Origin of the sequence: Collimonas humicola (assembly GCF_018304945.1) — a bacterium.
GTDB lineage: Bacteria > Pseudomonadota > Gammaproteobacteria > Burkholderiales > Burkholderiaceae_D > Collimonas > Collimonas humicola.
On the sequence record NZ_JAGQEE010000002.1, the window covers coordinates 379,977 to 403,338 of the forward strand.

Below are 23,362 nucleotides of genomic sequence, written 5' to 3' on the forward strand. Positions count from 1 at the left end.
GGCCTTTCAGGTTGAGGGCAAGGCGCTGGCAGGCAGCGCTTCAAACGGCGTTTCGCTGGTGCTCGGCTTGCTGGCGGCTCGCGCTGCCAGTACGGTTTTGATGCCGAAACCGAGTATGCTCAGCAGCACCAGGATGAAGAAGGCCGCCAGCCCTGCATCCAGGTAATCGTTGAAAATGATCTGCTGCATTTGCGCCACCGACTTGGCCGGCGCCAGCAATTTTCCTTCCGCCAGCGCGGCCTGGTACTTGCCGGCGTGGGTCAGGAAACCGACGCGCGGATTGGCGTCGAAAATCTTTTGCCAGCCGGCGGTCAGGGTACAGATCAAGATCCAGACGGTCGGCACGATAGTGACCCAGGCAAAGCGGTCGCGCTTCATCTTGAACAGCACGCAGGTCGCCAGGATCAACGCTATCCCCGCCAGCATCTGGTTGGAAATGCCAAACAGCGGCCACAAGGTATTGATGCCGCCGAGCGGATCGACCACGCCCTGGTACAGGAAGTAGCCCCAGCCGGCCACGCACAGGGCGGTGGCGATCAGGCTGGCCGGCAGCGAATCGATCTTGCGCATGGAGGGCACGAAGGTGCCGAGCAAGTCCTGCAGCATGAAGCGGCCGGCGCGCGTGCCGGCATCCACCGCGGTGAGGATGAACAAAGCTTCGAACAGGATCGCGAAGTGGTACCAGAACGCCATCATGGCCTTGCCGCCGCCGATGCTGGACAGGATGTGGGCCATGCCGACCGCCAGCGTCGGCGCGCCGCCGGCGCGTGAAATGATGCTGTGCTCGCCGACATCCTTGGCCACCTGGGCCAGCATTTCCGGCGTCACGTAAAAGCCCCATTGCGAGACCGCGTGCGCGGCCGTATCGACGGTCGTGCCGATCAGCGCCGCCGGACTGTTCATCGCAAAATACACGCCCGGCTCGATGCAGGACGCCGCGATCAGCGCCATGATGGCGACAAACGATTCCATCAGCATCGCGCCGTAGCCGATGAAACGCGCATGGCGTTCGTTTTCCAGCAGCTTGGGCGTGGTGCCGGACGCAATCAGCGCATGGAAGCCGGAGACCGCGCCGCAAGCAATGGTGATGAACAGGAAGGGGAACAGGCTGCCCGACCAGACCGGGCCGGAGCCGTCCATGAACTGCGTGAAAGCCGGCATCTTCAGTTCCGGCGCGACAAACACGATACCCAGCGCCAGGCCGACGATGGTGCCGATCTTCAGGAAAGTAGACAGGTAGTCGCGTGGCGCCAGCAGCAGCCAGACCGGCAGCACCGAGGCGATGAAGCCGTAGCCGATCAGCATCCAGGTCAGTTCCTTGCCGGTGAAGGTGAACATCGCGCCCAGCACAGGATGCTCCTGCACATACTGGCCGCCGACAATCGCCAACATCAGCAGCACAAAGCCGATCATGGAAATTTCGCCAATGCGTCCCGGCCTTATGTAGCGGGTGTAGACGCCCATGAACAGCGCGATCGGAATCGTCACCGCCACGGTAAAGGTGCCCCAGGGCGATTCCGCCAGCGCCTTGACCACGATCAGCGCCAGCACCGCCAGGATGATCACCATGATCATGAAGGTACCGAACAGGGCGATCACGCCTGGCACCGGGCCCAGCTCCGATTTAATGAGGTCACCGAGCGAGCGGCCGTCGCGCCGGGTGGAGATGAACAGCACCATCAAGTCCTGCACGGCGCCGGCAAACACCACCCCGGCCAGTATCCACAGCATGCCGGGCAAGTAGCCCATCTGCGCCGCCAGCACCGGACCGACCAGCGGACCGGCGCCGGCAATCGCGGCAAAATGGTGGCCGAACAAGACATTCTTGTTGGTCGGCACGTAGTCCAGCCCGTCGTTGTACTTGTAGGCAGGCGTCATGCGGGTGGCGTCCAGGCCCAGCACCTTGTCGGAAATATAGAGGCTGTAGAAACGGTAGGCGATCAGATAGACGCAGATAGCGGCAATCACGATCCAGATGGCGCTGATGGATTCGCCGCGCTGCAGGCCGATGTAGCCAAACGCGAATGCACCGAGCAGGGCCAGCGCAAGCCAGCCCATCTTTGAAGATAGACGATTCATTGTTCTCCTCCCAGGCGGGAATGAATGTTGTGAAATATTGTTTTTATTGGATCGCGGCAAGCACTCGCCGAGCAACAGGGCCGCCGCCAAAGTATTTGGCATATGGGGCATGAGGACAAGCGAGGTACTACGCAACATGCCTGCGTAGTACTACGTAGAGAGAGTTGGCAGCGCTGCAATGCCGGCGCAGGTTTTGGTGGAACCGGACCTGATTCCGAGTAAAGTAGCGCCATGAAATTACGGCAAAAAATCATCTTCCTGGCGATCGTCCCCCTGATCCTGGCGCTCTGCGCGATCGCGCTGGCGGTGCGGCACCAGGCGATTGCGCTCGGCCAGCAGCAGCGCGCCACTATCCAGGCCGCCTACCTGGCCAGCAAGGAAGCCGAACTCAAGCACTATGTCGAGCTGGCCACCTGGTCGATTGCACATCTCTACGATTCCGGCCGCAAGGACCAGGCCACGCGGGACGAGGCCATGGCCATCCTGTCCAAGCTGTCCTATGGCGACGACGGTTATTTCTTCATCTACGACATGCAGGGCAAGAGCCTGATGCATCCGCGCCAGCCGGAACTGGTCGGGCGCGACCTGTGGGACATGAAAGACGCCGACGGCAACTTCACCATCCAGCACCTCATAGAACGCGCCCGCAGCGGCGGCGGCTTTGAACGCTACCAGTGGGAGAAGCCATCCAGCCACCATGTGGCGACCAAGCTCGGCTACGTGGTGGCGCTGCCCAACTGGGGCTGGATGCTGGGCACCGGCATTTATATGGACGACGTCGACGCCGCGCTCAGCAAGATCGATACCCAGGTTTCCGGCAATATCCGCAACACCATGTGGTGGATCGCCGCAATCGCGACTCTGAGCGCACTGGTGGTGGGAGCCTCCGGACTGGTGCTGAATATCAGCGAGCACAGGGTCGCCGACGCCAAGCTGAAAGTGCTGGCGCAGCGCGTGGTGCGATCGCAGGAAGAGGAACGCGCGCGGCTCTCGCGCGACCTGCACGACGGCATCAGCCAGTGGCTGGTCTCGATCAAGCTGCAGATCGAGGCCGGCATCGCCAAGCTCGACCGCGGCCCGCAGCAGGCAGCCGCCGCGCGCAGCAATTTCGAGCGCACCGCCGGCCAGCTGAACGACGTGCTGGGCGAGGTGCGCCGCATTTCCCACGATTTGCGGCCGGCCATCCTGGACGATCTCGGCCTGGCGGCGGCGCTCGAACACCTGACCCAGGAATGGCTGGAACACGCCGGCATTCCGATCGCCTTCAAGCACAGCGGCAACAGCGACGGCTTGCCGGCGGTCGCCAATACGGTGCTGTTCCGCATTGCCCAGGAAGCCTTGACCAACATCGCGCGCCACTCGCAGGCGACGCAGATCGAAGTGCTGCTGCTAGGCGACAGCCAGGCCGTTTCGCTCGCCGTACACGACAACGGCGTCGGTTTCGACGTCGGCAAGATCGACAGCAACCCCAAGCGCGGCATCGGCTTGCGCAACATGGTCGAGCGGCTGGAAGCGGTAGGCGGCCATCTCAACATCAGTTCATCGCCGGCGGGCACCCGCGTGCTGGCCACCATTCCTCATGCCGCTTATATTTGAATATGTCTGAAAAAAATACCAGAATCATGCTGGTCGACGACCATCCGCTGGTGCGCGACGGCTTGCGCGCGCGCCTGGAAGCGGTGCCGGGCTTCGCCATCGTGGCCGAGGCGGGCAGCGCCGAAGAAGCCTTGCAGCGCGCCGAGGAACAGCCTATGGACCTGATCCTGATGGATATCAACCTGCGCGGCAATTGCAACAGCAGCAGCAACGGCATCGACCTGACGGCGCGTTTCCACGCCAGTTTCCCGGAGATCGCGGTGCTGATCCTGAGCATGCACGACAAGACCGAATACCTGATGCAGTCGGTGCAGGCCGGCGCCCGCGGCTACGTGCTCAAGGATGCGCCGGGCAAGGATATCGTGCATGCGATAGAAACCGTGATTTCCGGCGGCATGTATTACAGCGCGGCGCTGGCGCAGAAGCTGGCGCGGCCGATGACTCCCGGCCAGCTGCTGACGGCGCGCGAACGGCAGGTGCTGCAGCACATCGCCAACGGCGCATCGAACAAGCAGATCGCCCGCGAGCTGGACTTGAGCGTGCGCACGGTGGAGACCCACCGGCTGAACATCAAGCGCAAGCTGGAGATCGAAGGGCAGGCGGAACTGATCAAGTTCGCGGTGGAAAATAATTTCCGCTGACAGCCGGCATAGCCAGGCGGCAGGGCAGCGCCGATTGTTACCCTAGCTTGCCCTCGGCCGCCAGCTCGCGGATCACGCGGATGGTGTCGATGTCGGCTTCCTGGTAGGCAGAACGGCGGAATTCGTCGTAAAACTCTTGCTCGGCCTGCGCCGCCGGCTGTCGCTCGACGGCGTCGTCTTCATATTCAAAGCGCACGAACAGCATTTCCTGTTCCGGCTCTTCAATCGTCATGATCAGGCTGGAACCGGCGATATCTTGCTGTTTCGGCACCTGGTAGCGCACCTGCAGCTGCGGCAGGTAGCTGACCACGTCCTTGACGATCACTTTGCCGTAACGCAATTCGCGCGCCACCGACTGCACCGACTTGTCCGACAGCCGGCAATCGTCCAGATGTTCAACGAACAACAGCGGCTGCTCGGCCCGCATCACCAGCCCGCGCCATAGCTGTTCGCGGGTCAGGGTGTCGATCAGCGGGTTGAGAGGATCGTTGATTTCGATCAGATGACTGAATTTCATGGCATGTCCGGCAAAATGGTTGATGAGCGATTGTCCCATATTCGGCACAGGAACTCATGCGGCGTCTGCCGCAGCGCCCGCGCTGTTAAAATACAGCGCTTTGCTCCTTCCGGCCTGCCGCTTTCTTGTCATCTATGTCGTCTACCCCCAATTTCGGCCTGAACGCTCCCCAACGGGAAGCCGTCAAGTATCTGGACGGCCCCTGCCTGGTGCTGGCCGGCGCCGGTTCGGGCAAGACGCGCGTGATCACCCAGAAGATCCAGCACCTGATCGAAGATTGCGGCTACGACGCCAGGCATATCGCGGCGCTGACCTTCACCAACAAGGCGGCCACCGAAATGCAGGAGCGCATCGCCAAGCTGCTGAAGGATCCGAAACAGGCCAAGCACATCACGGTCAGCACCTTCCATTCGCTGGGCGTCAAGATCCTGCGCCAGGAAGCGCGCGAGCTGGGCCTGAAGGACCGCTTTTCGATCATGGACAGCGACGATTGCTTTTCTATCGTGCAAGACCTCGCGATCACCACCGACAAGCAGCTGGTGCGCCGCATCCAGACCGCCATGTCGCTGTGGAAGAACGGCCTGGTCGATCCCGAGCAAGCCATCAAGCAGGCCGTGACCGAGGATGAAGCGCAGTCGGCGCGCATCTACCGCAGCTATGTGGCGACGCTGGCGGCCTATCAGGCGGTCGATTTCGACGACCTGATCCGCCTGCCGGTGGAACTGTTCCGCAGCAATGAAGCGGTGCGCGATAAATGGCAGCGCCGTCTGCGCTATCTGCTGGTCGATGAATATCAGGATACCAACACCTGCCAGTACGAACTGGTCAAGCTGCTGGTGACCGGACTCGGCAAGAAGCCGATGTTCACCGCGGTGGGCGACGACGACCAGGCGATCTACGCCTGGCGCGGCGCGACCATCGAAAACCTGAAAACCCTGCAGGTCGATTTTCCTGACCTGAAAGTGATCAAGCTGGAACAGAATTACCGGTCCTCCACGCGCATCCTGCAAGCCGCCAACGCGGTGATCGGCAACAATCCCAAGCTGTTCGACAAGAAACTGTGGTCGGAACACGGGCTGGGCGATCCGATCAAGGTGATGGGCATGGAGGATGACGAAAAAGAAGCGGAGCAGGTGGCGATCATGCTGTCGGCGCACCGTTTCGAGCGGCGCGCCAAGTTTTCCGACTACGCCATCCTGTACCGCGGCAACCATCAGGCGCGCACCTTCGAAAAAGCCCTGCGGCGCGAACGCATCCCGTACACGATGTCGGGCGGCCAGAGTTTTTTCGACCGCGCCGAAATCAAGGACATCATCAGCTACCTGCGCCTGATCGCCAACGAAGACGACGATCCGGCCTTCATCCGCGCCATCACCACGCCCAAGCGCGGCGTCGGCCAGGCCACGCTGGAGGTGCTGGGCACGGTGGCCGGCCAGTGGCAGTGTTCGCTGTTCGAAGCGGTGTTCAAGGGCGGCATCGAAGCCAAGCTGACCGACCGCCAGCTCTATCCGCTGCGCGAATTCTGCCACTTCATCAACCAGCTGGAAGCCCGCGCCAGCCGCGTCGGCCCGGCCGGCAGCGGTGAAAACGCCGCCGCCGTGCTGGACGACATGATGAAGGAAATCAATTACGAGCATTATCTGTACGACAGCTTCGACGACCGCGCGGCCCAGGGCAAGTGGCAGAATGTGCTGGATTTCACCAACTGGCTGAAAGAAAAGGGCACCGGCGGCAAGGATGGCGCCGGCGACGAGCGCAATCTGCTGGAACTGACGCAGATGGTGGCGCTGATGTCGATGCTGGAAGGGCGCGACGAAGAGCCGGATGCGGTGCGCATGTCGACCCTGCACGCCTCCAAGGGACTAGAATATCCGCATGTGTTCCTGATCGGCGTCGAGGAGGGCATCCTGCCGCACAAGGGCGATCCCGATGCACCGCCGGAAACCATCGCCGCCCGCATCGAAGAAGAGCGGCGGCTGATGTATGTCGGCATCACGCGCGCCCAGCGCAGCCTGCATGTCAGCTGGTGCAAGCGGCGCAAGCGCGCCGGCGAAGCGGTCGTCTGCGAAATCTCCCGCTTCGTCAAGGAAATGAAGCTGGACGAGGGCGACGCGCCGCCGACCGAGGCCGAACAGATCACCCCGCAGAACCGTCTGGCCAATTTGAAGGCTTTGTTGCAGAAGCCGAGAGCGGCATGAGATGATAAGCATCACAGCGTTTCCATTCTGGAGTAATACATGAGCATAGACAACATCAAGACATCGCTGGAAAAACTGCGCAGCACGCTCGAGAGCAACGGCGCCGTAGACAACGAATTGAAGACTTTGCTGCAAACCCTGGATACCGACATCCAGCAGCTGCTGAAATCCGCCGATACGACGCCGGCAGCGGCGCCGGCGACCGGCATCCGCTCCGAGCTGGTGGAGCGCGCCCAGGGCATTTCGGCGCGGCTGGCGGTGAAACACCCGCATCTGGAGCCGGTATTGCGCGAAATCGCCGATACGCTGACCAATATGGGTATCTGATACCCAGCCAATCCGACATTGCAGGGTGGGGTCGCCTGGCGCGGCCTTGCCCGCAACTGCAGCTTGAAACTTCCCGCTTAACCCATTAATCGATACGACACCGCGTCATTGCCGCCCATGGGGCGGCAGCCGTGTCTGCGATTGCTTTATTTTATTGGAACACCATGTGGTTTAAAAATCTTCAGATCTTCCGTATCCCCGCACCATGGGCCATTTCGGCCGAGCAGCTGGAAGCCTTCCTGGCGCCGCAGGCCTTCGCCAAGTGCAGCAGCCTGGAACTGCAAAGCCAGGGCTGGCTGTCGCCGCGCGACAACGGCATGCTGGTGCACAGCGTGAACCGCCAGATGATGATCTTGCTGGGCACGGAAAAGAAGCTGCTGCCAGCTACCGTGGTCAACCAGGTGACCAAGGCGCGCGCCGCCGAGATCGAAGAACAGCAAGGCTATGCGCCCGGCCGCAAGCAGCTGAAAGACCTCAAGGAGCAGGTTACCGACGAATTGCTGCCGCGCGCCTTCAGCATCCAGCGCAATACCTGGGTCTGGATCGATCCGGTCAACGGCTGGCTGGTGATCGATGCGGCCAGCCCGACCAAGGCCGAGGAAATCCTCAAGCTGCTGCTGGGTTCGGTCGACAAACTGCAGATTTCCGGCCTGCGCACGGCCCATTCGCCGCTGACTTCGATGACCAACTGGCTGGCCTCGGACGAAGCGCCGCACGGCTTTACCGTCGACCAGGACACCGAACTGCGCGCCGCCGGCGAAAGCAAGGCCACCGTGCGCTACGTGCGCCACACTATCGAAGCGGACGACGTGCGGCGCCATATTGCCTCCGGCAAGCAATGCACGCGGCTGGCGATGACCTGGGCCGACCATATCTCCTTCGTGCTGACCGAATCACTGGCGATCAAGCGCATCGCGCCGCTCGACGTCCTGAAGGAAGGCAACGACACCAGCAGCAAGAATGACGACGAACGTTTCGATTCCGACATGATGCTGATGACCGGCGAGCTCAACAAGATGCTGGGCGACCTGGTGTTTGCGCTGGGCGGCGAACCGGCGGTCTGAGGCTTGGCTTACCGCTAGCGGCCTTATGGCGCTGCTTCAGGTCTGCTGAAGCAGCGCCGATCCTTAAAACGCCCGGATGGTGGTGCCGCCGTCGGAAGACTCGAAGCTATCCGGGCTGATCATGACGCGGTTGCGGCCGGCGGCCTTGGCGCCGTAGAGGGCCATGTCGGCGCGCTGGAAGGCTTCGTCTATGCTCTCGCCGGGGCGGAAGTCGGTAATCCCGATCGACGCCGTCAGGATAATATCCTTGCCGAACTTGCTCCAGTCGTACATTTCCGTCTCGGCGCAGATGCGGTCGAGCGCTGTCACGCCTTCCTGCACCGTGGTGCCGGTCAGCACCAGCACGAACTCGTCGCCGCCGTAGCGGGCGAAATGGTCGCTCAGGCGCATCTCGTTGCGCACGATCTCGACGAAGGTCTTGAGCACCATGTCGCCGGCGGCGTGGCCGAAATTGTCATTCACCGACTTGAAGCCGTCCAGATCGAGGATGGCGATGCAGAACGGCGTGCCGCCGCGCTGGAAGCGTTTTTGCTCGACCGCCAGGATTTCCATCAGCGAACGGCGGTTTTCGATATTGGTCAGCTCGTCGCGGGTAGCCAGTTCCTGCACCCGTTTCATGGCTTTCACCAGTTGCTGGTTCTGTTCGGTGATCTTGCGCTGCATGCGGCTCATCATGTTGGCCAGGTAGATACAGCGGCCCAGGGTCATGATGAAGGACAGGCACACCAGCAGCTGGCTCAGGTTGCTGGCTACCGGGAACCGCAAATGCGATCCGGACACGCTGAACGCCAGCACCAGTGCAAGCGATCCGATCAGCCAGCTCACCGCATTCCAGAAGGTGCTCAGGCCGAGCGCGCCGAAAGCATAGATCACGAAAAAATTGATCAGGAACAGATAGCCGACCTGCGGCGCCAGGATCAAGAACCCGGTCTGCATCAGCAACGCCGTCACCACTTGCGGGAAAGTCAGGCCGGGATCCTTGGAGCGGCGCCGGTAGCCGCCTCTGATCAGCAGATAGAAGAGCAGGGTCACCAAGGCCACCGCCACGCCGTAGAACAGCGCGATATCGGCCGGAATCACGCCGGCAAGGACAAATCCCGATAGCAGCAAGGCGTCCAGCAGCCCGCTCAGGGCGACCCGCCCCAGCATGCCCAGCGCCATCGCATTCATTTCTTTCCGTCGTTGCGCTTTCATGTACCCGAATTCCCTTTGAACGCCTTGGTTGTCACTGGTTTCTTCAGCCCGACTGGCAATAAGCAGCCACGCATGACAGACAGCAATTCATTTTTTTGGGAGAAATGGATGCAGGGCATGGCACTAAAGGGGAACAATAATGCCATGTTTTGGCCATCGCACGAATGCGGGATTGAGTAATGTATCAAAATTGTTGCACAACAGATATTCTATAGCTTATCGGAAATTTAAGCCGCATCTGTCCATCCTGGCGAAGGTGTAGAAGCAGATCGGCGCAAATGGGACCGTCACAGTGGAATGTCTTGCGTGTTAAAAAAGGGGTCAGGGGAGTATGAGAGTCATTATTTTGTTATTAGTTGCTGTCGGGATAGGCGGTTGGTACTGGAATCGTCAAAATACTATCGATGAAGCCAGCGTCACGCGCTTTTACGACACCGCCACCGAGCATGTCCTGAACGGCCGCGGCCAGGAACTGTGCGCCATGCTGACCAAGGATTTTACGCGCAGCGGGATCAACTCGACCAGCCAGGGACGGATCCAGGAAAACGCCGACAAGCAGGAAACCTGCGACAAATACACCAAGATGTTCGATGCCATGGCGCGCACCGGCGGCATGATGTCGACCAACTACCAGGTCTACATCGAGCATATCGAGGTCAGCAAGGACAAGCGCAGCGCCGAAGTGAAGCTGGCGACCAACGTCAGCATGGCGATCGGGCCGGTCGGCAGGGTCGCCGAGACCCGGGACAAGAGCGTGGAGACGCTGGTGATACGCAATGGCAAGGTGATGCTGCAGAAATCCGAGGGGACGGCGATTACCAGGACTATCGGCGATCGGTTCTGAGACGGACAGGAATGCTTTAGGAAAATAAGACGGCTGCGAGGTCGTCTTTTTCATTTCAAGCACGAAGAGCGATATTCCCGCAAACGGGGATATAAATTTGGACCTGCAAAATTTGGACCACAAATAAAAACGCCCGCTTGCGCGGGCATTTGTATTCTTGGCGGAGTGGACGGGACTCGAACCCGCGACCCCCGGCGTGACAGGCCGGTATTCTAACCAACTGAACTACCACTCCTAAACTGCTCTTCAGTGCCGCCAGATAATCTGCTTGGTGGGTGCTGAGAGGCTCGAACTCCCGACCTACGCCTTGTAAGGGCGCCGCTCTACCAACTGAGCTAAGCACCCGAATTGCACACTTAGTCAGACTATCTTTCGGTGCGTATGTCACTACGCCTGAAGGGGGCAGATTGTACAACGGTTTTTTTAAAAAAACCAGCGCTTCGCTAAAAATTGTTTAAAAAGTTTTTAGCGGCTCTGCATTTCCCTCTGCAAGCATCGCGGATTCCGCCCGCAAAATCGCAGCCCGGCGGCCACGCGGTACGGCGCACTCTGCTATTCTTTCGGGTGAATTGGTTTTCCGGAACAATGGAACGCCGGGTTCACCTCGACTGTCGTAACTGCCGGAATGTTGCGCAGCTTATCACCCTGACGCAGACCGATGCGCGCGGCGCGGTTTCATTACGGCGCCGCCGTGACGGACTATCGTCCCCATAGAAATATACAATTAATGCTATCAACAGATTGTATATAATTAACTTTTACTATCGAAAGGAATCAGATGAAAACAATCGGACAATCTCTCGCACCATTCAAGGTCGAAGGCGTAAAACCTGGCTTCAACCTGCCTGAAGAAAACGGCGTGTCGGCGTTTGAAACCGTCACCGAAACTTCGTTTCCTGGCAAATGGAAAGTCTTGTACTTCTACCCGAAAGATTTCACATTCGTCTGCCCGACTGAAATCGTTGCCTACAACAAGCTGGCGCGCGACTTCGATGACCGCGATGCAGTCTTGCTGGGCGGCTCGTCCGATAATGAATTCGTCAAGCTGGCATGGCGTCGCGAGCACTCCGACCTGAGCAAGCTGGGCCACTGGCAGTTCGCCGACACGACCGGCGCCCTGATCGACCAGCTGGGTATCCGTCATGAAGCCGGCGTTGCACTGCGCGCGACTTTCATCATCGATCCGAACAACGTCATCCAGCACGTTACCGTCAACAACCTGGATGTCGGCCGCAACCCGGAAGAAACACTGCGCGTCCTTGACGCTCTGCAAACCGGCGAACTGTGCGCCTGCAACCGCGCTCCTGGCGGCGAAACCCTGTAATCCATCCGGATCCGGTCAGGCGTGGCGCGCCTGATCCGCTTGTTACAGCAAGCAATTCTGCCATGCAGCAAACGTCCGCAGCGGGGTCGGCCCAGACGGCCTGCCCCGCGCACGGACGCGATTTGAATTCCGTATTTCAGTATTCAGTATTTCAGTATTTCAGTATTTCAGTATTCAGTATTTAAGGAGAAACCATGGATATGCTTCAACTACGAGACGCCATCCCATCGTATGCCAAGGACGTCTGGATCACCCTGGACGGCGCTTTGAACAAGTCTGGCCTGGCGCCCGAAGTCGCGGCGGCTGCAGGCATTGCGGCAGCGATCTCGGCCGGCAGTCCGCAACTGGTTAAAGCGTTCCAGGGTTTGACCACGGAAGTGGAAGCCACCGCCGCCAAGACCGCGGCCGCCATCATGGGCATGACCAACATCTGGTACAGCTACCTGGACCTGGCAGAGGACGCGGAACTGAAAACCCAGCCGCCGCAAATCCGCATGCAAGGCTACGCCACCCACGGCGGCGTCGACAAGAAGCACTTCGAGATCTACACGCTGGCGGCATCGATCGTCGGCAAATGCCGCGGTTGCGTCAGCGGCCATATCGCCGAGCTGAAAAAGCTGGGCATCACGCCGGCCGAACTGCGCGACATCGGCAAGCTGGCGGCAGCCGTCAACGCCACCAGCAAACTGATCAAGCTGAACTGATCCGGCATCCGTCATGCCGCTCAAAAGCCATCCGCAGCAGCCGATGGCTTTTTTATTTGGACCAGCGCTTGCTCTCGTCCTAAAATGGTTTACAGCTTGTCTTAATCTGTCCAGTCGAGGAGAGCGCGATGAACGCCAGGATCCATCTAGGCTTGTACTGCGGCGCGGCGCTCTTGCTGGCAGCCTGTAATCTCATACCGGGGCAGGCGCCGCCACCGCCAGTGCCTGCCACCACACCCAATGCCACCTCGACTGCCACCACGCTGGACGACTACAAGCGCGGGCTGGCGCAAAGAATCGTCGCCGTCAACTCCACCGAAGTGTATGTCGGCCGGCCGCAGGCGCTGCTGCGCGCGGTGATCGTGGTGAAATATTATGTGAACGCCGACGGCCAGCTGCTGCGCGCTGAAATCCTGCGCAGCAACAAGGACCGCACGGCCGAGGCCAGCGCCCTGGCGGCGGTGCGCCGCGCTGCGCCCTTCCCTAAACCGGACAGCAAATTCCTGCGCCGCGGCGAGGTCGAGATCGCGGAAAGCTGGCTGTTCAACGACGACGGCCGCTTCCAGCTGCGCTCGGTCGCCGAACAGCAGATGGACCAGTAGCGCGCTGTACATGCTGGCGGTCGCGCCCTGGCGCCGGCGCGGCCGGCGAAACTTGCTTCGCGCGCACTTCTCGCCTACCATCGAGCTACCAGCCAGGACGCAAGGAAGCACTCGCGCGACTCTTCATCGCGCCGCGTCCGCACCTACTCCCCTTTTTCTACGAGACCGCACAGTCATGGATATCAAGCCGCCAATCACCATTTCCAGCTTCGACCTGGAACGCATTGAACAACTGCTGGCATCGGCCGCCTACCGCAACCTGCCAGGAATCGATGCTCTGGAACAGGAGCTGCAACGCGCCACGGTGGTCGATCCGGAACAGATTCCGCCGGGCCTGATCACCATGAATTCCGCCGTGCGCTTCATTGACGATGTCAGCAAGGTCGAATACGACATGACGCTGGCCTATCCCGGCCCGTCCAATCCGCCCGATGCGGTATCGATCCTGGCGCCGGTCGGCAGCGCCCTGCTCGGCCTGTCGGTAGGACAGTCGATTTCCTGGCAGGGTCCGGGAGGCCGCCCGCTGCAGCTGCGCATCCTGGACGTGACGTACCAGCCGGAAGCCAACGGCGAGTTTCACCTTTAACTCCCTCTGCAATCGCATTCGTATGCGGCAGGGGCAACGCTGCTGCCGCAGGTTTTCAAGACGCCGAATCAGCGCGTCTGTTAGGCAAAAAGTAAAGACAGGTCACCATGTTAAGCGCAGATTATCAACGCCCTCCCAAACTCTATCGCTATTCGGAGCGGCAATGGCTGGAACGCTCCCTGACGCTCGGCGAATTCCGCCTGCGTCCGCCGGCCGAAAGCCTGCAGATCAGCAATCTCCACCATCCGCGCAATTCCGGCAGCAAGGCCTTGCCACAACTGCTGACCCTGAGCCTGAGCAGCAGCGACGACGCCAGCCTGTTCAACGCCTTCGCGCCGTCCGACTGCTGCCTGGTGATCCACGACACCGAGCAGTTCGGCGAACTGGTGCATCGCGCCGCCCAGCGCCTGCTGCCCAACTGGGCCGGCATCGACGCCGCCATCAGCTACGGCCAGCCGAGCCCGCTCGGGGCTACGTTTACCAAGCCGAAGCGCGACGCCGCCCAGCACGAATGGCTGTTTGCCTGGCGCCCGGCGCAGGCCACCATCGCGCTGCGGCCGATCGTGATCCAGATCGGCAATATCGAAAAGATTGCGGAACTGCGCGACCGTAAATAACCCGGGTGCGCCAGCACTGCCGCCGGGCCGGAAATTGCCTGCAACCGGCGCCATCCGGTGCACATTTGCGGACAAAAACACCACGTTGGCAGATAGGCACAGTAGCCTGTATCATCGGCGATATTGCCTAAGCCGGCTCGGCTGCAGCCGTCATGGCTTGTATTGGCTATACTGAAAAAATCACGAATCGAGGAGTCTCACAATGCACAGATCCACTTTGAAAACCACTCGCAGCGATGTCCGTAGCCTGGTCAAGGATGCGCAAGAACTGTTCCGCGAAGCCGCGGCCACTACCGGTGAAAAAGCCGAGGATCTGCGCCAAAAAGGTTTGGAACTACTTGACGCCGCTGTATCTAAAGCACAAGACGTGCAGGCGGCAGCGATCGAGGCCGGCAAGGATCTCGCCGCCACCACTGATGACTATGTCCAGGAAAACCCATGGCGCGCAATCGCCATTTCCGCCGGCATCGGCTTGCTGGTCGGACTGGCAATTTCCCGCAAGTAAACGCAGCATAACCGTCAGGCACGCATGAACCCACAACAAGCCAAGCACAGCAGTCCAGGCCTGGTGTCCGGCCTGGTCAGCACCGCCAAGAACATGTTTGCCCTGGTGATCAGCCGCATCGAGCTGGCCGCCCTGGAGTTTTCCGAAATCGGCGCCCATCTGCTGAAGCTGTTGCTGGTGTGCGCCCTCAGCATCGTCGCGCTGTGGTTCGCGCTGGCGTTCTGGAGCGCGCTGGTGGTAGTGCTGGCGTGGGAATCGATGGGCTGGAAGATACTGGTGATCCTGGGCGCCTTCTTCACCCTGCTGGCGCTCGGCTCGGCCTTGTATGTGCGCAGCGTACTGCGCAACGGCCGGCTCGGCTTGCCGGTCACCATGGCTGAGCTGCGCAAAGATCGCGACGCCATACTTTGAGCGGGGAAACAGACATGAGCCGACACGCAGGACTGGATAATCATCTGTCGCCCGCCGAGCGCAAGCAGAAACTGCTGGCGGAAGGCGCGAAATTCCGTACCGAGATGCTGCATTCGCGCGATATCGTGCGCGCCAACCTGAACACCAAATCGCTGGCCACCGTACTGCTGGGCCGCGCCAGCGGCATCGCTTCGTCACTGTTCAGCACTTCCCGCAGCCTCAAGGGCAGCAACCTGCCGGCCATGCTGCCGCTGCTGGTGACCGGCGCATCGTGGCTGTCCAAGCGCGGCACGCGCAAACCCCTTTTAATCGGCGCCGCCGTGATCGCAGCGATCGGCGGCGCCATTTTTGTCAGCAGTAGGAATAGTAAAGAAACAACGGATGACGAATTGCCGTAATCCCCGGCCGGGGACACGGTTTTTTGCTGAAGCTGTCTCAACCTTCGAGAGGAAAAACCATGAATAAATTCAAGATAGGCGCCCTGGTTCTGGCAGTGACCATGGCCACTGCAGGCTGCGCCGACATGTCGGAAACGCAAAAAGGCACCGCTTATGGCGCCGGTGCAGGCGCCGTTCTGGGCGGCCTGGTGGGCGGCATTGCCGGCCCTGGCGGCGCCAAGCGGACAGCCGCCGGTGCAGCGATCGGTGCTGCGATTGGCGCGGTTGGCGGCAATATCTGGGGCAAGCACCAGCAGGATCAGAAACTGGCGATGGAAAGAGCTACTGCCGGCACCAATGTCCAGGTCACCCAGACTGCCGATAACCGCCTGAAGGTCAACGTTCCGGCCGATACCGGCTTTGCTACCGGCCGCGCCGACCTCAATCCAGCCCTGCGCCCGATCCTGGACCAATTGGCGACAACGCTGGTGCAGAACCCGGCATCACTGGTGGAAGTCTATGGCCATACGGACAACACCGGCACTGACGCCATCAATGGTCCGCTGTCACGCCAGCGCGCGCAGAATGTCAGCAGCTACCTGAGCAGCCGCGGCGTCGCGCCGAACCGCATCACCATGGATGGCCTCGGTTCCACCCAGCCTCTGGTCGCCAACGATACGGTCGCCAACCGCGCGATCAATCGCCGTGTTGAATTGTTTGTCCGCGAACCGGCTCCTGCTCAGGGCCAGCCGCAGGCACAAGCCTATTGATCCAAGCAGAAGTCTTGGGCAAAAAAAACCAGTCAATGCATCGACTGGTTTTTTTTACGACCGGCTACTCAGCATTACTTTGCGACCGGCTCCGAAGCAGCGCTGGCTGCGGCAGTAGCGGCAGTGCTTGCCGAGGCACCGGCAGCAGCGGCTGGCGCCGCCGGGACTTCAGGTTCCTTGAACTTGCCGCCGGACTGGTTAGCCATGTAGACCACCGCGCGCGCCACTTCGATATCGTCGAGATCCGGATTGCCGCCCTTGGCCGGCATCGCCCGCAAACCGTGCAGCGCGTAGCCGACTACCTTGTCATAGCCGTCAGCCAGACGCGGCCCCCAGGCGCCGGCATCGCCGACCTTGGGAGCGCCGGCAACGCCAGCCGCATGGCAGGCGGCGCAGGTCGACTTGAAGACTTCTTCGCCGGAAAGCAGCTGCTTGGGCGCGTTGACGTCCTTGAAGGTGAAACCGGCATCGGCGACCGGCTGGATACGGGCCGCAATCGCTTCCGGCGTCTGTCCTTCCGAACCGGCGCCGACTTTCTTGCCGGCGGTGACGTATTGCACCAGCAGCACAATACAGATGATAGGTACTAGAAAACCGGCTGCAACAGCAATGATCAGTTGCTTAGGCGTCTTGATCGCGGATTGATGTTCTTCGTTTTGTGCGTCGCTCATAATTCCCTCAGTGCAATTTTCAAAGCCATAGCCGGATACGCGCCAAAAAACCGTCCCAACTGCCTGAACAGTCCACGATCCCTCGCCAAACCCTTGATTATAGTCGCAATAAATACTATTTGGAACGAACAACAGTTGCTTTAAATGGACGCGCGCGCAGAAAAACGGTATCCTTCATGCCTCTTCACCGTTCCTCTCATGCGGCTGTAGCTCAGTGGATAGAGTATTGGCCTCCGAAGCCAAGGGTCGCTGGTTCGATTCCAGCCAGCCGCACCAGTTTTTCTCAATAAAATCAAAAACTTGATCGATCTCTTGCAGACCGCGACATGATCCTCGGACAGCCGGTCTGGCGGCTCGTTGCGTGTGGACAGCATCAACTTTTCCGCGGTTGATGCTTGCCCCAGCACGACGCTTATTTTTTTTCCGGCATGGCGGATGAATGGTGGCTGGTGATGAGCCATTGGGCGCCGTCCCATCGGTAGGTATAGGTGTAGCGCGCTTGGACCACCGCCCCGGTTTTGCCGAAGGTAAACGTGTACAAGCCGGCGTCAACGGCGGAATTGCAGCCTAGCTCAATGAAGCGAAAATCAATCTTCCCGGATGGACGGTTCTCAAGGAAGTGCTGGAAATAATCCTCCTTCTCGGCCGGCGTCAGCCGCGGCTTGTTTGAAACCGTCGGCAGGAGGATGGAGCGCACGGCGTAATTAGCGACCACCTTGCGGGCATCGCCAGTCTGCAGCGATTGATTCCAGCGATCAAAGAGTCCGGCAACTTCTTGCTCCGATATCGCCCTGCAGCTCTCGGTCCTGAATGCAATCGGATTATCCGATGCGGTTTGATGCATTGCACAACCAGCTAGCGCAAGAGTCAATACGAAAACACCGGTGATCTTCATTGGCTACTCCTTGAGGTGTGGTGGAATCCTGCCCAATGCCGTGCATTGGGTTGCGAGAGCCCAATTTATCATGCCAAACGATGCTTTTGGGCAATATTTGGCATGCACACATCAATAAGATAGCTAACCGCTTCGTGCGGAAATGGACTTGGCAGCCTTTGCTGCTCCTGTGGCAACCGGCTGGCGCCGGTTCAGACCAGGGACGCCCAGAGATGCTGCGCCGCGTAGGCACGCCACGGCCGCCAGGCTTCCGCCCGCGCGCTGAGCTCCTTGGCGTTCGGCCTGGCTCCTCCTTCATGCAGCGCAATCGCATTCATCAGCGCCACATTTGCCGCAGGAAATGCATCCGGTTCGCGCAGATGCCGCAGCGCAAAGTATTGCGCGGTCCAGTCGCCGATGCCGGGCAATTCGCACAATTTTTGCACGGCTTCGGCCAGGCTGGCGCGGCTGTCCAGCAATTGCGGATCGGCCACCAGCGCGGCGGCCAGGGCCGACAAGGTAGCTGCGCGCGATTTCGGCATGCCGAGCGCCGCCAGGTCGGCTGCGGCCACGCTCGCCGGCTGAGGGAATACATGGGTGAGCCCGGGGCGGTCCGGACAGGTTTCCTTTAACGCGACACCATGCTGCGCCGTCAGCTTTCCGGCCAGCCTGATGGCGCCGCTGACCGTAATCTGCTGTCCCAGCACCGCGCGCATGGCTTGTTCAAAGCCATCCCAGGCGCCCGGTACGCGCAGCCCCGGCCGTGCGGCAGTCAACCGCGCCATCAAGGGGTCTTCACCAAGCTGGCTGTTGATGATTTGCGGGTCGGCGGCGAGATCGAACATTCTTCTCAGACGGGCGATGATGCCCGCCAGCGATGCCAGGCGCGGAAAACGGATGGTGACTTGCAAGGCGTGGCCGGCGCCTTGCCGCACCAGCACCGTGCCCTGTGCGCCATCAAGGCTGATGCTGCGGGAATAGCAGCCGTCGGCCACCAGTTCCACGCCGGTGATCGCGCGCGCCTGCAAAAACGCCAGCATGGCCGGCCAGTCGTAAGGCGGGTGGTAGCGCAACAATAGCGTGACTTCGCCGTGCTTTCCGGCCGATTGATCGGGCTGGCTGCTGCGCCGCAAGGCGCCCGGCGGACGTTCGTAGAGGCCGTGGAATACTTCGTTAAAGCGCCGTACGCTTCCGAAACCGGCGGCGAAGGCGATTTCAGTCAGCGGCATGCGGGTTTCGTGGATCAGCTGCTTGGCCAGCAGCACGCGACGGGTCTGGGCTACCGTCACCGGCGAGGCGCCTACATGCAGCACGAACAAGCGGCGCAGCTGGCGTTCGCCGACGCCAAGCCGGCCAGCCAGCGCGTCCATGCCGGCGTCATCGAGGGCGCCCATTTCTATCAATGCCAGCGCACGCGCCACGGTGTGCGACACGCCGGTATTGGAAACGCCGCGCCAGGCGCCCGAATCGGGCGCGGCTTCGGGCCGGCAGCGCAGGCAGGGGCGGAAACCGGCTTCCTGGGCGGCGGCGGCAGTGCGGAAAAAAAGGACATTTTCCGATTTGGCGGTGCGCGCAGGACAGATCGGCCGGCAATAGATGCCAGTGGTCTTGACGGCGACGAAGAAGCGGCCGTCGAAGCGCGCGTCGCGGCTGGCCAGCGCCCGGTAGCAGGTGTCGTGATCGAGTTCCATGGCGGCATGATCGCGCCATTGTTTTGCACTGTCTAGCGGTTTTCGGACATGGACATGACGGCAATTATCATGAAAATGTTGAGGTCCGAAAAGCACCAGTACGCGATATTACGGCACGCAATAATCGGCGCCGTTCACAACCCATCGGAGACGCGCGTGCTGATGCAGATTGGGCGCCGTGCAACGACCGCGCTGTTTACCGCCGGCGCGCAACGCATCAGCCTGGGTGCCTGTCCGATGCTGGCGGCGATGGGCACGATCCGGGATATTGCCTTGGAAGTGCGCGCCAGCGGCAGCCGGGAAGCCATGCAGCGCAGTTTCTATGGCTTCCACCAGGCTGAAGCTCTATTTGCCGTTGAGGGCCGGCCATAGGCGCGGACCGCCGTCGCCGTAGCGGTCGTCAAAGCGTTTCAATACCGCTTCGCGCGTGGCGTCGCTCAAGCTCGGATATTTATCGCCCTGCTCGATGGCGGCATAGGCTTCGCCGGCCTTGGCAAGGTCGTCGGGGATATGGAAGCTGCTGACGAACTCCTGCTGCCACTGCTCGGTCACCTTGGCCACCAGCACCGCGCGCGCGGAATGGTTCAATACGCTGAATTCATCGACGCCTGCCGTAATCCGCTGCAACGTTTCAGTCAATCCCTCTTCGGTCAGCGGCGCCTTGGTGAATTCTTTAACGGCATGTGAGCCACTCGTCTTACTCATGTCACTCTCCTTGGGTTAAGTGGTGTGATGGTGGACGACCCGCTTGCCGCGGGCGGATGTTGCAGACTCGGTATTGTTTGGATTTGCCAGGACTTTTTCGCGGAGAAAATCAGTGCGAGGTGAAAAAGCGTTCCTGCATTTCTTCCAGCCCGAGCGTGTGCAGCACTTCGTGCAGACGCTCGGTCGGTCGTTTGCGCGGCAGATTTTTGTAATTGGCGATAATCAATTCATTCTTCATCGAATGCTCCCAGCCGACCAGTTCGGTCACGCTGACTTGATAGCCATGCGCTTCCAGCTGCAGACAGCGCAGCACATTAGTGACCTGGCTGCCGAATTCCCGGGTATGCAGGGGATGGCGCCAGATTTCGGTCAATGCATCCTTACCCAGCGACTTACCCTTGTTCTTTTTCAGCACAGAAGCCACTTCGGCCTGGCAGCAAGGCACCAGCACCATGAAGCGCGCCTGTTTCTTCAGGCCGAATTGGATCGCATCGTCCGTCGCGGTATTACACGCATGCAATGCCGTGACAACATCGATCCGGTTCGGCAGCAAGGTGGACTCTATCGATTCCGCCACCGACAAATTCAGGAACGACATGCCTGGAAATTCCAGCCGCTGCGCCAGCTCCTGCGATTTCTTCACCAGCTCTTCGCGCGTCTCGATACCGAAGATGTGCGAATTGTCCTTGAGCGTCTTGAAGAACAGGTCGTACAGAATGAAGCCCAGGTAGGACTTGCCCGCTCCATGGTCGACCAGCTGCACGCCGCTTTGTTCCCGCTGGATTTCCTGCAGCAAGGGTTCGATGAATTGATATAGATGATATACCTGCTTGAGCTTGCGGCGGCTGTCCTGGTTCAATTTGCCGTCGCGCGTCAGGATATGCAGCTCTTTGAGCAGTTCTATCGATTGGCCGGGACGAATTTCATGCTTGGCCGCCTGCTGGCCGGAGGTGCTGGATTCTGCTTTGATGCCGTTCATGGAGCTTGCTTTCTGTCGGCCAGGCTGGCCCGTTATCCCCCAAGTATAACGGCTTCAAGGACCAGAGGTCTTGAAACACCAGCGACCGGCCAAAAATGCTAGCGCCGCATCAGGTTCACGCGACCGATCGTGCAAGAGTAACGGCCCAGCTCGATATCGTTGCGCAAGCCCATTTTTCTCATGGCAGAGGCTTTTTGCAAGCCCACGGTCTTGACGCTCTTTTGGAGGCTGGCGGCGATTTCCCGCAGGCTGTTGCCTACCACATACATCTTCAGCACCTCGACTTCACGCCTGGTCGGCGCTTTGCCGCTCGGGCCCTTCTTGAGCAGCAGCCGCGCCGCCTTGCTCACGTATGGCACGCGGCGAGAGCCCTCCACGACAGCGCGCCCCAGCTCGTTCATATCGTCGCTCTTGTGCACCACGCCGCTCACGCCGCTATTCGTAATCTGATACAGCACGGCCGGAATGTCGATGGTGGTCAGCACGATCAGCGCTATCTCCGGGTATTCGCACTTCAGCTGGTTAAACAGGGTGCAGCCGTCGCCGATCCGGTTGTTCGGCAGCGAAAACTCGGAAATCAGCATGTCGCAGGGCGTATCTTGCAGCCGCGCCGACAGTTCCGCAGTCGAGGTCGCCGTGGCCACCACCGCATAGCCGGGCGTCAGGTCTATATATTGCCGGACACCCGAAATAACGGCTGGGTGATCGTCGGCCAGGATGATTTTGATCATGGAGTTCCTCCCGAAAATAAATGATTGAAGTAGCGCGCTAGGGATTTACTTATTGTTAAGGAATAGAAAGTATCCGGCTTACATGTTATTAAATATATATGCAAATTTCTTAAATGTGCACTTGAATTGATAACTTAGATGCAAAATAGTTAATATTTAACCAGCAGTCGCAGGTTGTTGGGACTTACGGAATACCGATCTTGCTGGACCAAGCCAGTCCGGTTTGGTTTTACCAAGGAGTACGCACAGTGAAAATCATTCTTGCAGACGATCACCCCGTATTTACCGCTGGGGTGCGCGTTTATCTGAATCACCTGCCGGATTGCCGGGTAGTGGCCAGCGTTTCCAGCGCCGATGCGCTGGTCGAGTGCCTTCAATCAACCCCGTGCGATCTGGTCATCACCGAGTTTTCGATGCCGATGACGCGCGTCAGCGATGGCTTGCACCTGCTCTCGTACATACGGCGCCATCACCCGCATACATGGCTGGTAGTGCTGACCACGAATGATTTTCCGGTGGTGCTGCACCAGATCATCAACAGCGGCGTGAACGGCTTGCTGCACAAGAGCGACGCCATTCCCGAGATCGGCAAGACCATCCGGCATCTGGGTAACAGCACGCCTTACGTGGGCCCTTCGTTTGAGGCTTTGCTGCGCAACGGCATGGAGGAACAAGTCAGGTATCCGATCCCCAGCCCGCGCGAGACCGAGGTGCTGCGCCTGTACGTGGCGGGCAACAGCTTGCGCGATATTGCCAGGCGCTTCAGCAAAAGCGTGAAGACGGTCAGCCTGCAAAAAGCATCAGCAATGAAAAAACTGGGTTTGCGCAACGATATCGAGCTGGGCCGCTACTGCGCCACGGTCAGCGGCGACAATATCCAGCCGGAAGGCCAGGAAGACTGGTGTCTGCCGGAGCTCGAAAGCCGCGAGCGGCCGCGCACGGCGTGAGGCTCAACGCTGCCGGCCGAGATTGAAGATCTGCGTCATCGGCGTCCATTTTTCGCCCGCCGGAGTCCATGGCGTGGCAGCCTGGAACCGCCACATCAAGGTTTCCCATTCCAGCACCCAGGGATTGCCGCGGGCGGCCTGCGCCATCCGCTCTGCGCTGTAGACGGCGTCGTCGGTGTCCATCACCATCACCAGCCGCGTGCCGAGGCGATAGATTTCCATGGCGAGCACGCCCTGCTGCCGCAGATGCGCGGCGATCTCGGGCCAGATCTCGCGATGATATTGTTCGTATTCTTGAATCAGAGCCGGATCGTCTTGCAGATCCAGCGCCAGGCAGTAGCGCATATCGGCAGCTCCTTGCAGTCCAGTCCCTGGTTCGGCCAGCCGCCGCCGATCAGATGAATAGCG

The 23,362-nt window shown here is 60.1% G+C and carries 27 protein-coding genes and 3 tRNA genes; 18 read left to right on the forward strand and 12 right to left on the reverse strand.

Annotated features, from left to right (window positions below; genetic code table 11):
- Positions 1-6 precede the first annotated feature (6 nt).
- Complete coding sequence (locus KHU30_RS10450) at positions 7-2,079, reverse strand: carbon starvation CstA family protein (RefSeq protein WP_211442584.1); 2,073 nt, start codon at positions 2,077-2,079, stop codon at positions 7-9.
- A 231-nt stretch (positions 2,080-2,310) separates the two neighbouring features.
- On the opposite strand from KHU30_RS10450, the gene KHU30_RS10455 reads away from it, so the two are divergent.
- Both KHU30_RS10455 and KHU30_RS10460 read left to right on the forward strand, forming a co-directional pair.
- On the forward strand, positions 2,311-3,675 hold the full coding sequence (locus tag KHU30_RS10455; protein WP_211442585.1) for a cache domain-containing protein: 1,365 nt from the start codon (positions 2,311-2,313) through the stop codon (positions 3,673-3,675).
- 2 nt (positions 3,676-3,677) lie between these two features.
- A complete protein-coding gene (locus KHU30_RS10460) occupies positions 3,678-4,316 on the forward strand; it encodes a response regulator (RefSeq protein WP_211442586.1) in 639 nt (212 codons plus the stop codon).
- 37 nt (positions 4,317-4,353) lie between these two features.
- Here KHU30_RS10460 and KHU30_RS10465 read toward each other — a convergent pair whose 3' ends face one another.
- Positions 4,354-4,833: an SRPBCC family protein gene (locus KHU30_RS10465; protein WP_211442587.1), complete on the reverse strand. Its 480-nt coding sequence runs from the start codon at positions 4,831-4,833 to the stop codon at positions 4,354-4,356.
- A gap of 134 nt (positions 4,834-4,967) precedes the next feature.
- Between KHU30_RS10465 and KHU30_RS10470 the strand changes: the two genes are divergently transcribed.
- The 3 genes from KHU30_RS10470 (at position 4,968) to KHU30_RS10480 (ending at position 8,422) form a co-directional block, all read left to right on the forward strand.
- A complete protein-coding gene (locus KHU30_RS10470) occupies positions 4,968-7,031 on the forward strand; it encodes a UvrD-helicase domain-containing protein (RefSeq protein WP_211442588.1) in 2,064 nt (687 codons plus the stop codon).
- Between the two features lie 39 nt (positions 7,032-7,070).
- Positions 7,071-7,358 carry a DUF4404 family protein gene (locus tag KHU30_RS10475; protein ID WP_230427310.1) on the forward strand — a complete coding sequence of 96 codons (288 nt, stop codon included), beginning with the start codon at positions 7,071-7,073 and terminating at the stop codon, positions 7,356-7,358.
- A gap of 164 nt (positions 7,359-7,522) precedes the next feature.
- A complete protein-coding gene (locus KHU30_RS10480) occupies positions 7,523-8,422 on the forward strand; it encodes a recombination-associated protein RdgC (RefSeq protein WP_211442589.1) in 900 nt (299 codons plus the stop codon).
- Between the two features lie 63 nt (positions 8,423-8,485).
- Here the strand turns inward: KHU30_RS10480 and KHU30_RS10485 are convergent, their stop codons facing one another.
- Positions 8,486-9,616, reverse strand: coding sequence for a GGDEF domain-containing protein (locus KHU30_RS10485; RefSeq protein ID WP_211442590.1), 1,131 nt, complete (start codon positions 9,614-9,616; stop codon positions 8,486-8,488).
- Between the two features lie 331 nt (positions 9,617-9,947).
- On the opposite strand from KHU30_RS10485, the gene KHU30_RS10490 reads away from it, so the two are divergent.
- Positions 9,948-10,460 (forward strand): hypothetical protein, encoded by a 513-nt coding sequence (locus KHU30_RS10490; RefSeq protein ID WP_211442591.1) that lies wholly within the window; start codon positions 9,948-9,950, stop codon positions 10,458-10,460.
- Between the two features lie 158 nt (positions 10,461-10,618).
- Here KHU30_RS10490 and KHU30_RS10495 read toward each other — a convergent pair.
- Both KHU30_RS10495 and KHU30_RS10500 read right to left on the reverse strand, forming a co-directional pair.
- Positions 10,619-10,695: transfer RNA gene (locus KHU30_RS10495), tRNA-Asp, on the reverse strand.
- Between the two features lie 34 nt (positions 10,696-10,729).
- A tRNA-Val gene (locus KHU30_RS10500) sits at positions 10,730-10,805 on the reverse strand.
- Between the two features lie 433 nt (positions 10,806-11,238).
- On the opposite strand from KHU30_RS10500, the gene KHU30_RS10505 reads away from it, so the two are divergent.
- From KHU30_RS10505 to KHU30_RS10545, 9 genes are all read left to right on the forward strand, one after another.
- On the forward strand, positions 11,239-11,784 hold the full coding sequence (locus KHU30_RS10505) for a peroxiredoxin (RefSeq protein ID WP_211442592.1): 546 nt from the start codon (positions 11,239-11,241) through the stop codon (positions 11,782-11,784).
- A 194-nt stretch (positions 11,785-11,978) separates the two neighbouring features.
- The gene (locus KHU30_RS10510; RefSeq protein WP_211442593.1) at positions 11,979-12,488 is read left to right on the forward strand and encodes a carboxymuconolactone decarboxylase family protein; all 510 of its coding nucleotides are present in this window, start codon (positions 11,979-11,981) and stop codon (positions 12,486-12,488) included.
- 128 nt (positions 12,489-12,616) lie between these two features.
- On the forward strand, positions 12,617-13,090 hold the full coding sequence (locus KHU30_RS10515) for an energy transducer TonB family protein (protein WP_211442594.1): 474 nt from the start codon (positions 12,617-12,619) through the stop codon (positions 13,088-13,090).
- Between the two features lie 175 nt (positions 13,091-13,265).
- On the forward strand, positions 13,266-13,676 hold the full coding sequence (rnk, locus tag KHU30_RS10520) for a nucleoside diphosphate kinase regulator (RefSeq protein ID WP_211442595.1): 411 nt from the start codon (positions 13,266-13,268) through the stop codon (positions 13,674-13,676).
- A gap of 107 nt (positions 13,677-13,783) precedes the next feature.
- Positions 13,784-14,293: a hypothetical protein gene (locus KHU30_RS10525; protein ID WP_211442596.1), complete on the forward strand. Its 510-nt coding sequence runs from the start codon at positions 13,784-13,786 to the stop codon at positions 14,291-14,293.
- Between the two features lie 202 nt (positions 14,294-14,495).
- Positions 14,496-14,798, forward strand: coding sequence for a DUF883 family protein (locus KHU30_RS10530; RefSeq protein ID WP_211442597.1), 303 nt, complete (start codon positions 14,496-14,498; stop codon positions 14,796-14,798).
- Between the two features lie 24 nt (positions 14,799-14,822).
- Positions 14,823-15,209 (forward strand): phage holin family protein, encoded by a 387-nt coding sequence (locus tag KHU30_RS10535; RefSeq protein WP_211442598.1) that lies wholly within the window; start codon positions 14,823-14,825, stop codon positions 15,207-15,209.
- Positions 15,210-15,223: 14 nt separating this feature from the next.
- Entirely contained in the window at positions 15,224-15,607 is a 384-nt protein-coding gene (locus KHU30_RS10540; RefSeq protein ID WP_211442599.1) for a hypothetical protein, read from the forward strand.
- Between the two features lie 59 nt (positions 15,608-15,666).
- The gene (locus KHU30_RS10545) at positions 15,667-16,356 is read left to right on the forward strand and encodes an OmpA family protein (RefSeq protein ID WP_211442600.1); all 690 of its coding nucleotides are present in this window, start codon (positions 15,667-15,669) and stop codon (positions 16,354-16,356) included.
- Between the two features lie 74 nt (positions 16,357-16,430).
- Here the strand turns inward: KHU30_RS10545 and KHU30_RS10550 are convergent, their stop codons facing one another.
- A complete protein-coding gene (locus KHU30_RS10550) occupies positions 16,431-17,027 on the reverse strand; it encodes a c-type cytochrome (protein WP_211442601.1) in 597 nt (198 codons plus the stop codon).
- 200 nt (positions 17,028-17,227) lie between these two features.
- Between KHU30_RS10550 and KHU30_RS10555 the strand changes: the two genes are divergently transcribed.
- Positions 17,228-17,303, forward strand: a tRNA-Arg gene (locus KHU30_RS10555).
- A 136-nt stretch (positions 17,304-17,439) separates the two neighbouring features.
- On the opposite strand, the gene KHU30_RS10560 is transcribed toward KHU30_RS10555, so the two are convergent.
- The gene (locus tag KHU30_RS10560; protein ID WP_211442602.1) at positions 17,440-17,922 is read right to left on the reverse strand and encodes a nuclear transport factor 2 family protein; all 483 of its coding nucleotides are present in this window, start codon (positions 17,920-17,922) and stop codon (positions 17,440-17,442) included.
- A 191-nt stretch (positions 17,923-18,113) separates the two neighbouring features.
- A complete protein-coding gene (locus KHU30_RS10565; RefSeq protein WP_211442603.1) occupies positions 18,114-19,592 on the reverse strand; it encodes an AlkA N-terminal domain-containing protein in 1,479 nt (492 codons plus the stop codon).
- Between the two features lie 54 nt (positions 19,593-19,646).
- Between KHU30_RS10565 and KHU30_RS10570 the strand changes: the two genes are divergently transcribed.
- Positions 19,647-19,964 carry a hypothetical protein gene (locus tag KHU30_RS10570; RefSeq protein WP_211442604.1) on the forward strand — a complete coding sequence of 106 codons (318 nt, stop codon included), beginning with the start codon at positions 19,647-19,649 and terminating at the stop codon, positions 19,962-19,964.
- On the opposite strand, the gene KHU30_RS10575 is transcribed toward KHU30_RS10570, so the two are convergent.
- From KHU30_RS10575 to KHU30_RS10585, 3 genes are all read right to left on the reverse strand, one after another.
- The gene (locus KHU30_RS10575; RefSeq protein WP_211442605.1) at positions 19,938-20,297 is read right to left on the reverse strand and encodes a hypothetical protein; all 360 of its coding nucleotides are present in this window, start codon (positions 20,295-20,297) and stop codon (positions 19,938-19,940) included. The genes KHU30_RS10570 and KHU30_RS10575 overlap by 27 nt on opposite strands.
- 109 nt (positions 20,298-20,406) lie before the next feature.
- The gene (locus KHU30_RS10580) at positions 20,407-21,276 is read right to left on the reverse strand and encodes a class I SAM-dependent methyltransferase (protein WP_211442606.1); all 870 of its coding nucleotides are present in this window, start codon (positions 21,274-21,276) and stop codon (positions 20,407-20,409) included.
- A 98-nt stretch (positions 21,277-21,374) separates the two neighbouring features.
- Entirely contained in the window at positions 21,375-22,007 is a 633-nt protein-coding gene (locus tag KHU30_RS10585; protein ID WP_211442607.1) for a response regulator transcription factor, read from the reverse strand.
- Between the two features lie 248 nt (positions 22,008-22,255).
- On the opposite strand from KHU30_RS10585, the gene KHU30_RS10590 reads away from it, so the two are divergent.
- A complete protein-coding gene (locus KHU30_RS10590) occupies positions 22,256-22,954 on the forward strand; it encodes a response regulator (protein WP_211442608.1) in 699 nt (232 codons plus the stop codon).
- Positions 22,955-22,957: 3 nt separating this feature from the next.
- Here the strand turns inward: KHU30_RS10590 and KHU30_RS10595 are convergent, their stop codons facing one another.
- Positions 22,958-23,299: an L-rhamnose mutarotase gene (locus KHU30_RS10595; protein ID WP_211442609.1), complete on the reverse strand. Its 342-nt coding sequence runs from the start codon at positions 23,297-23,299 to the stop codon at positions 22,958-22,960.
- Between the last annotated feature and the right edge of the window lie 63 nt (positions 23,300-23,362).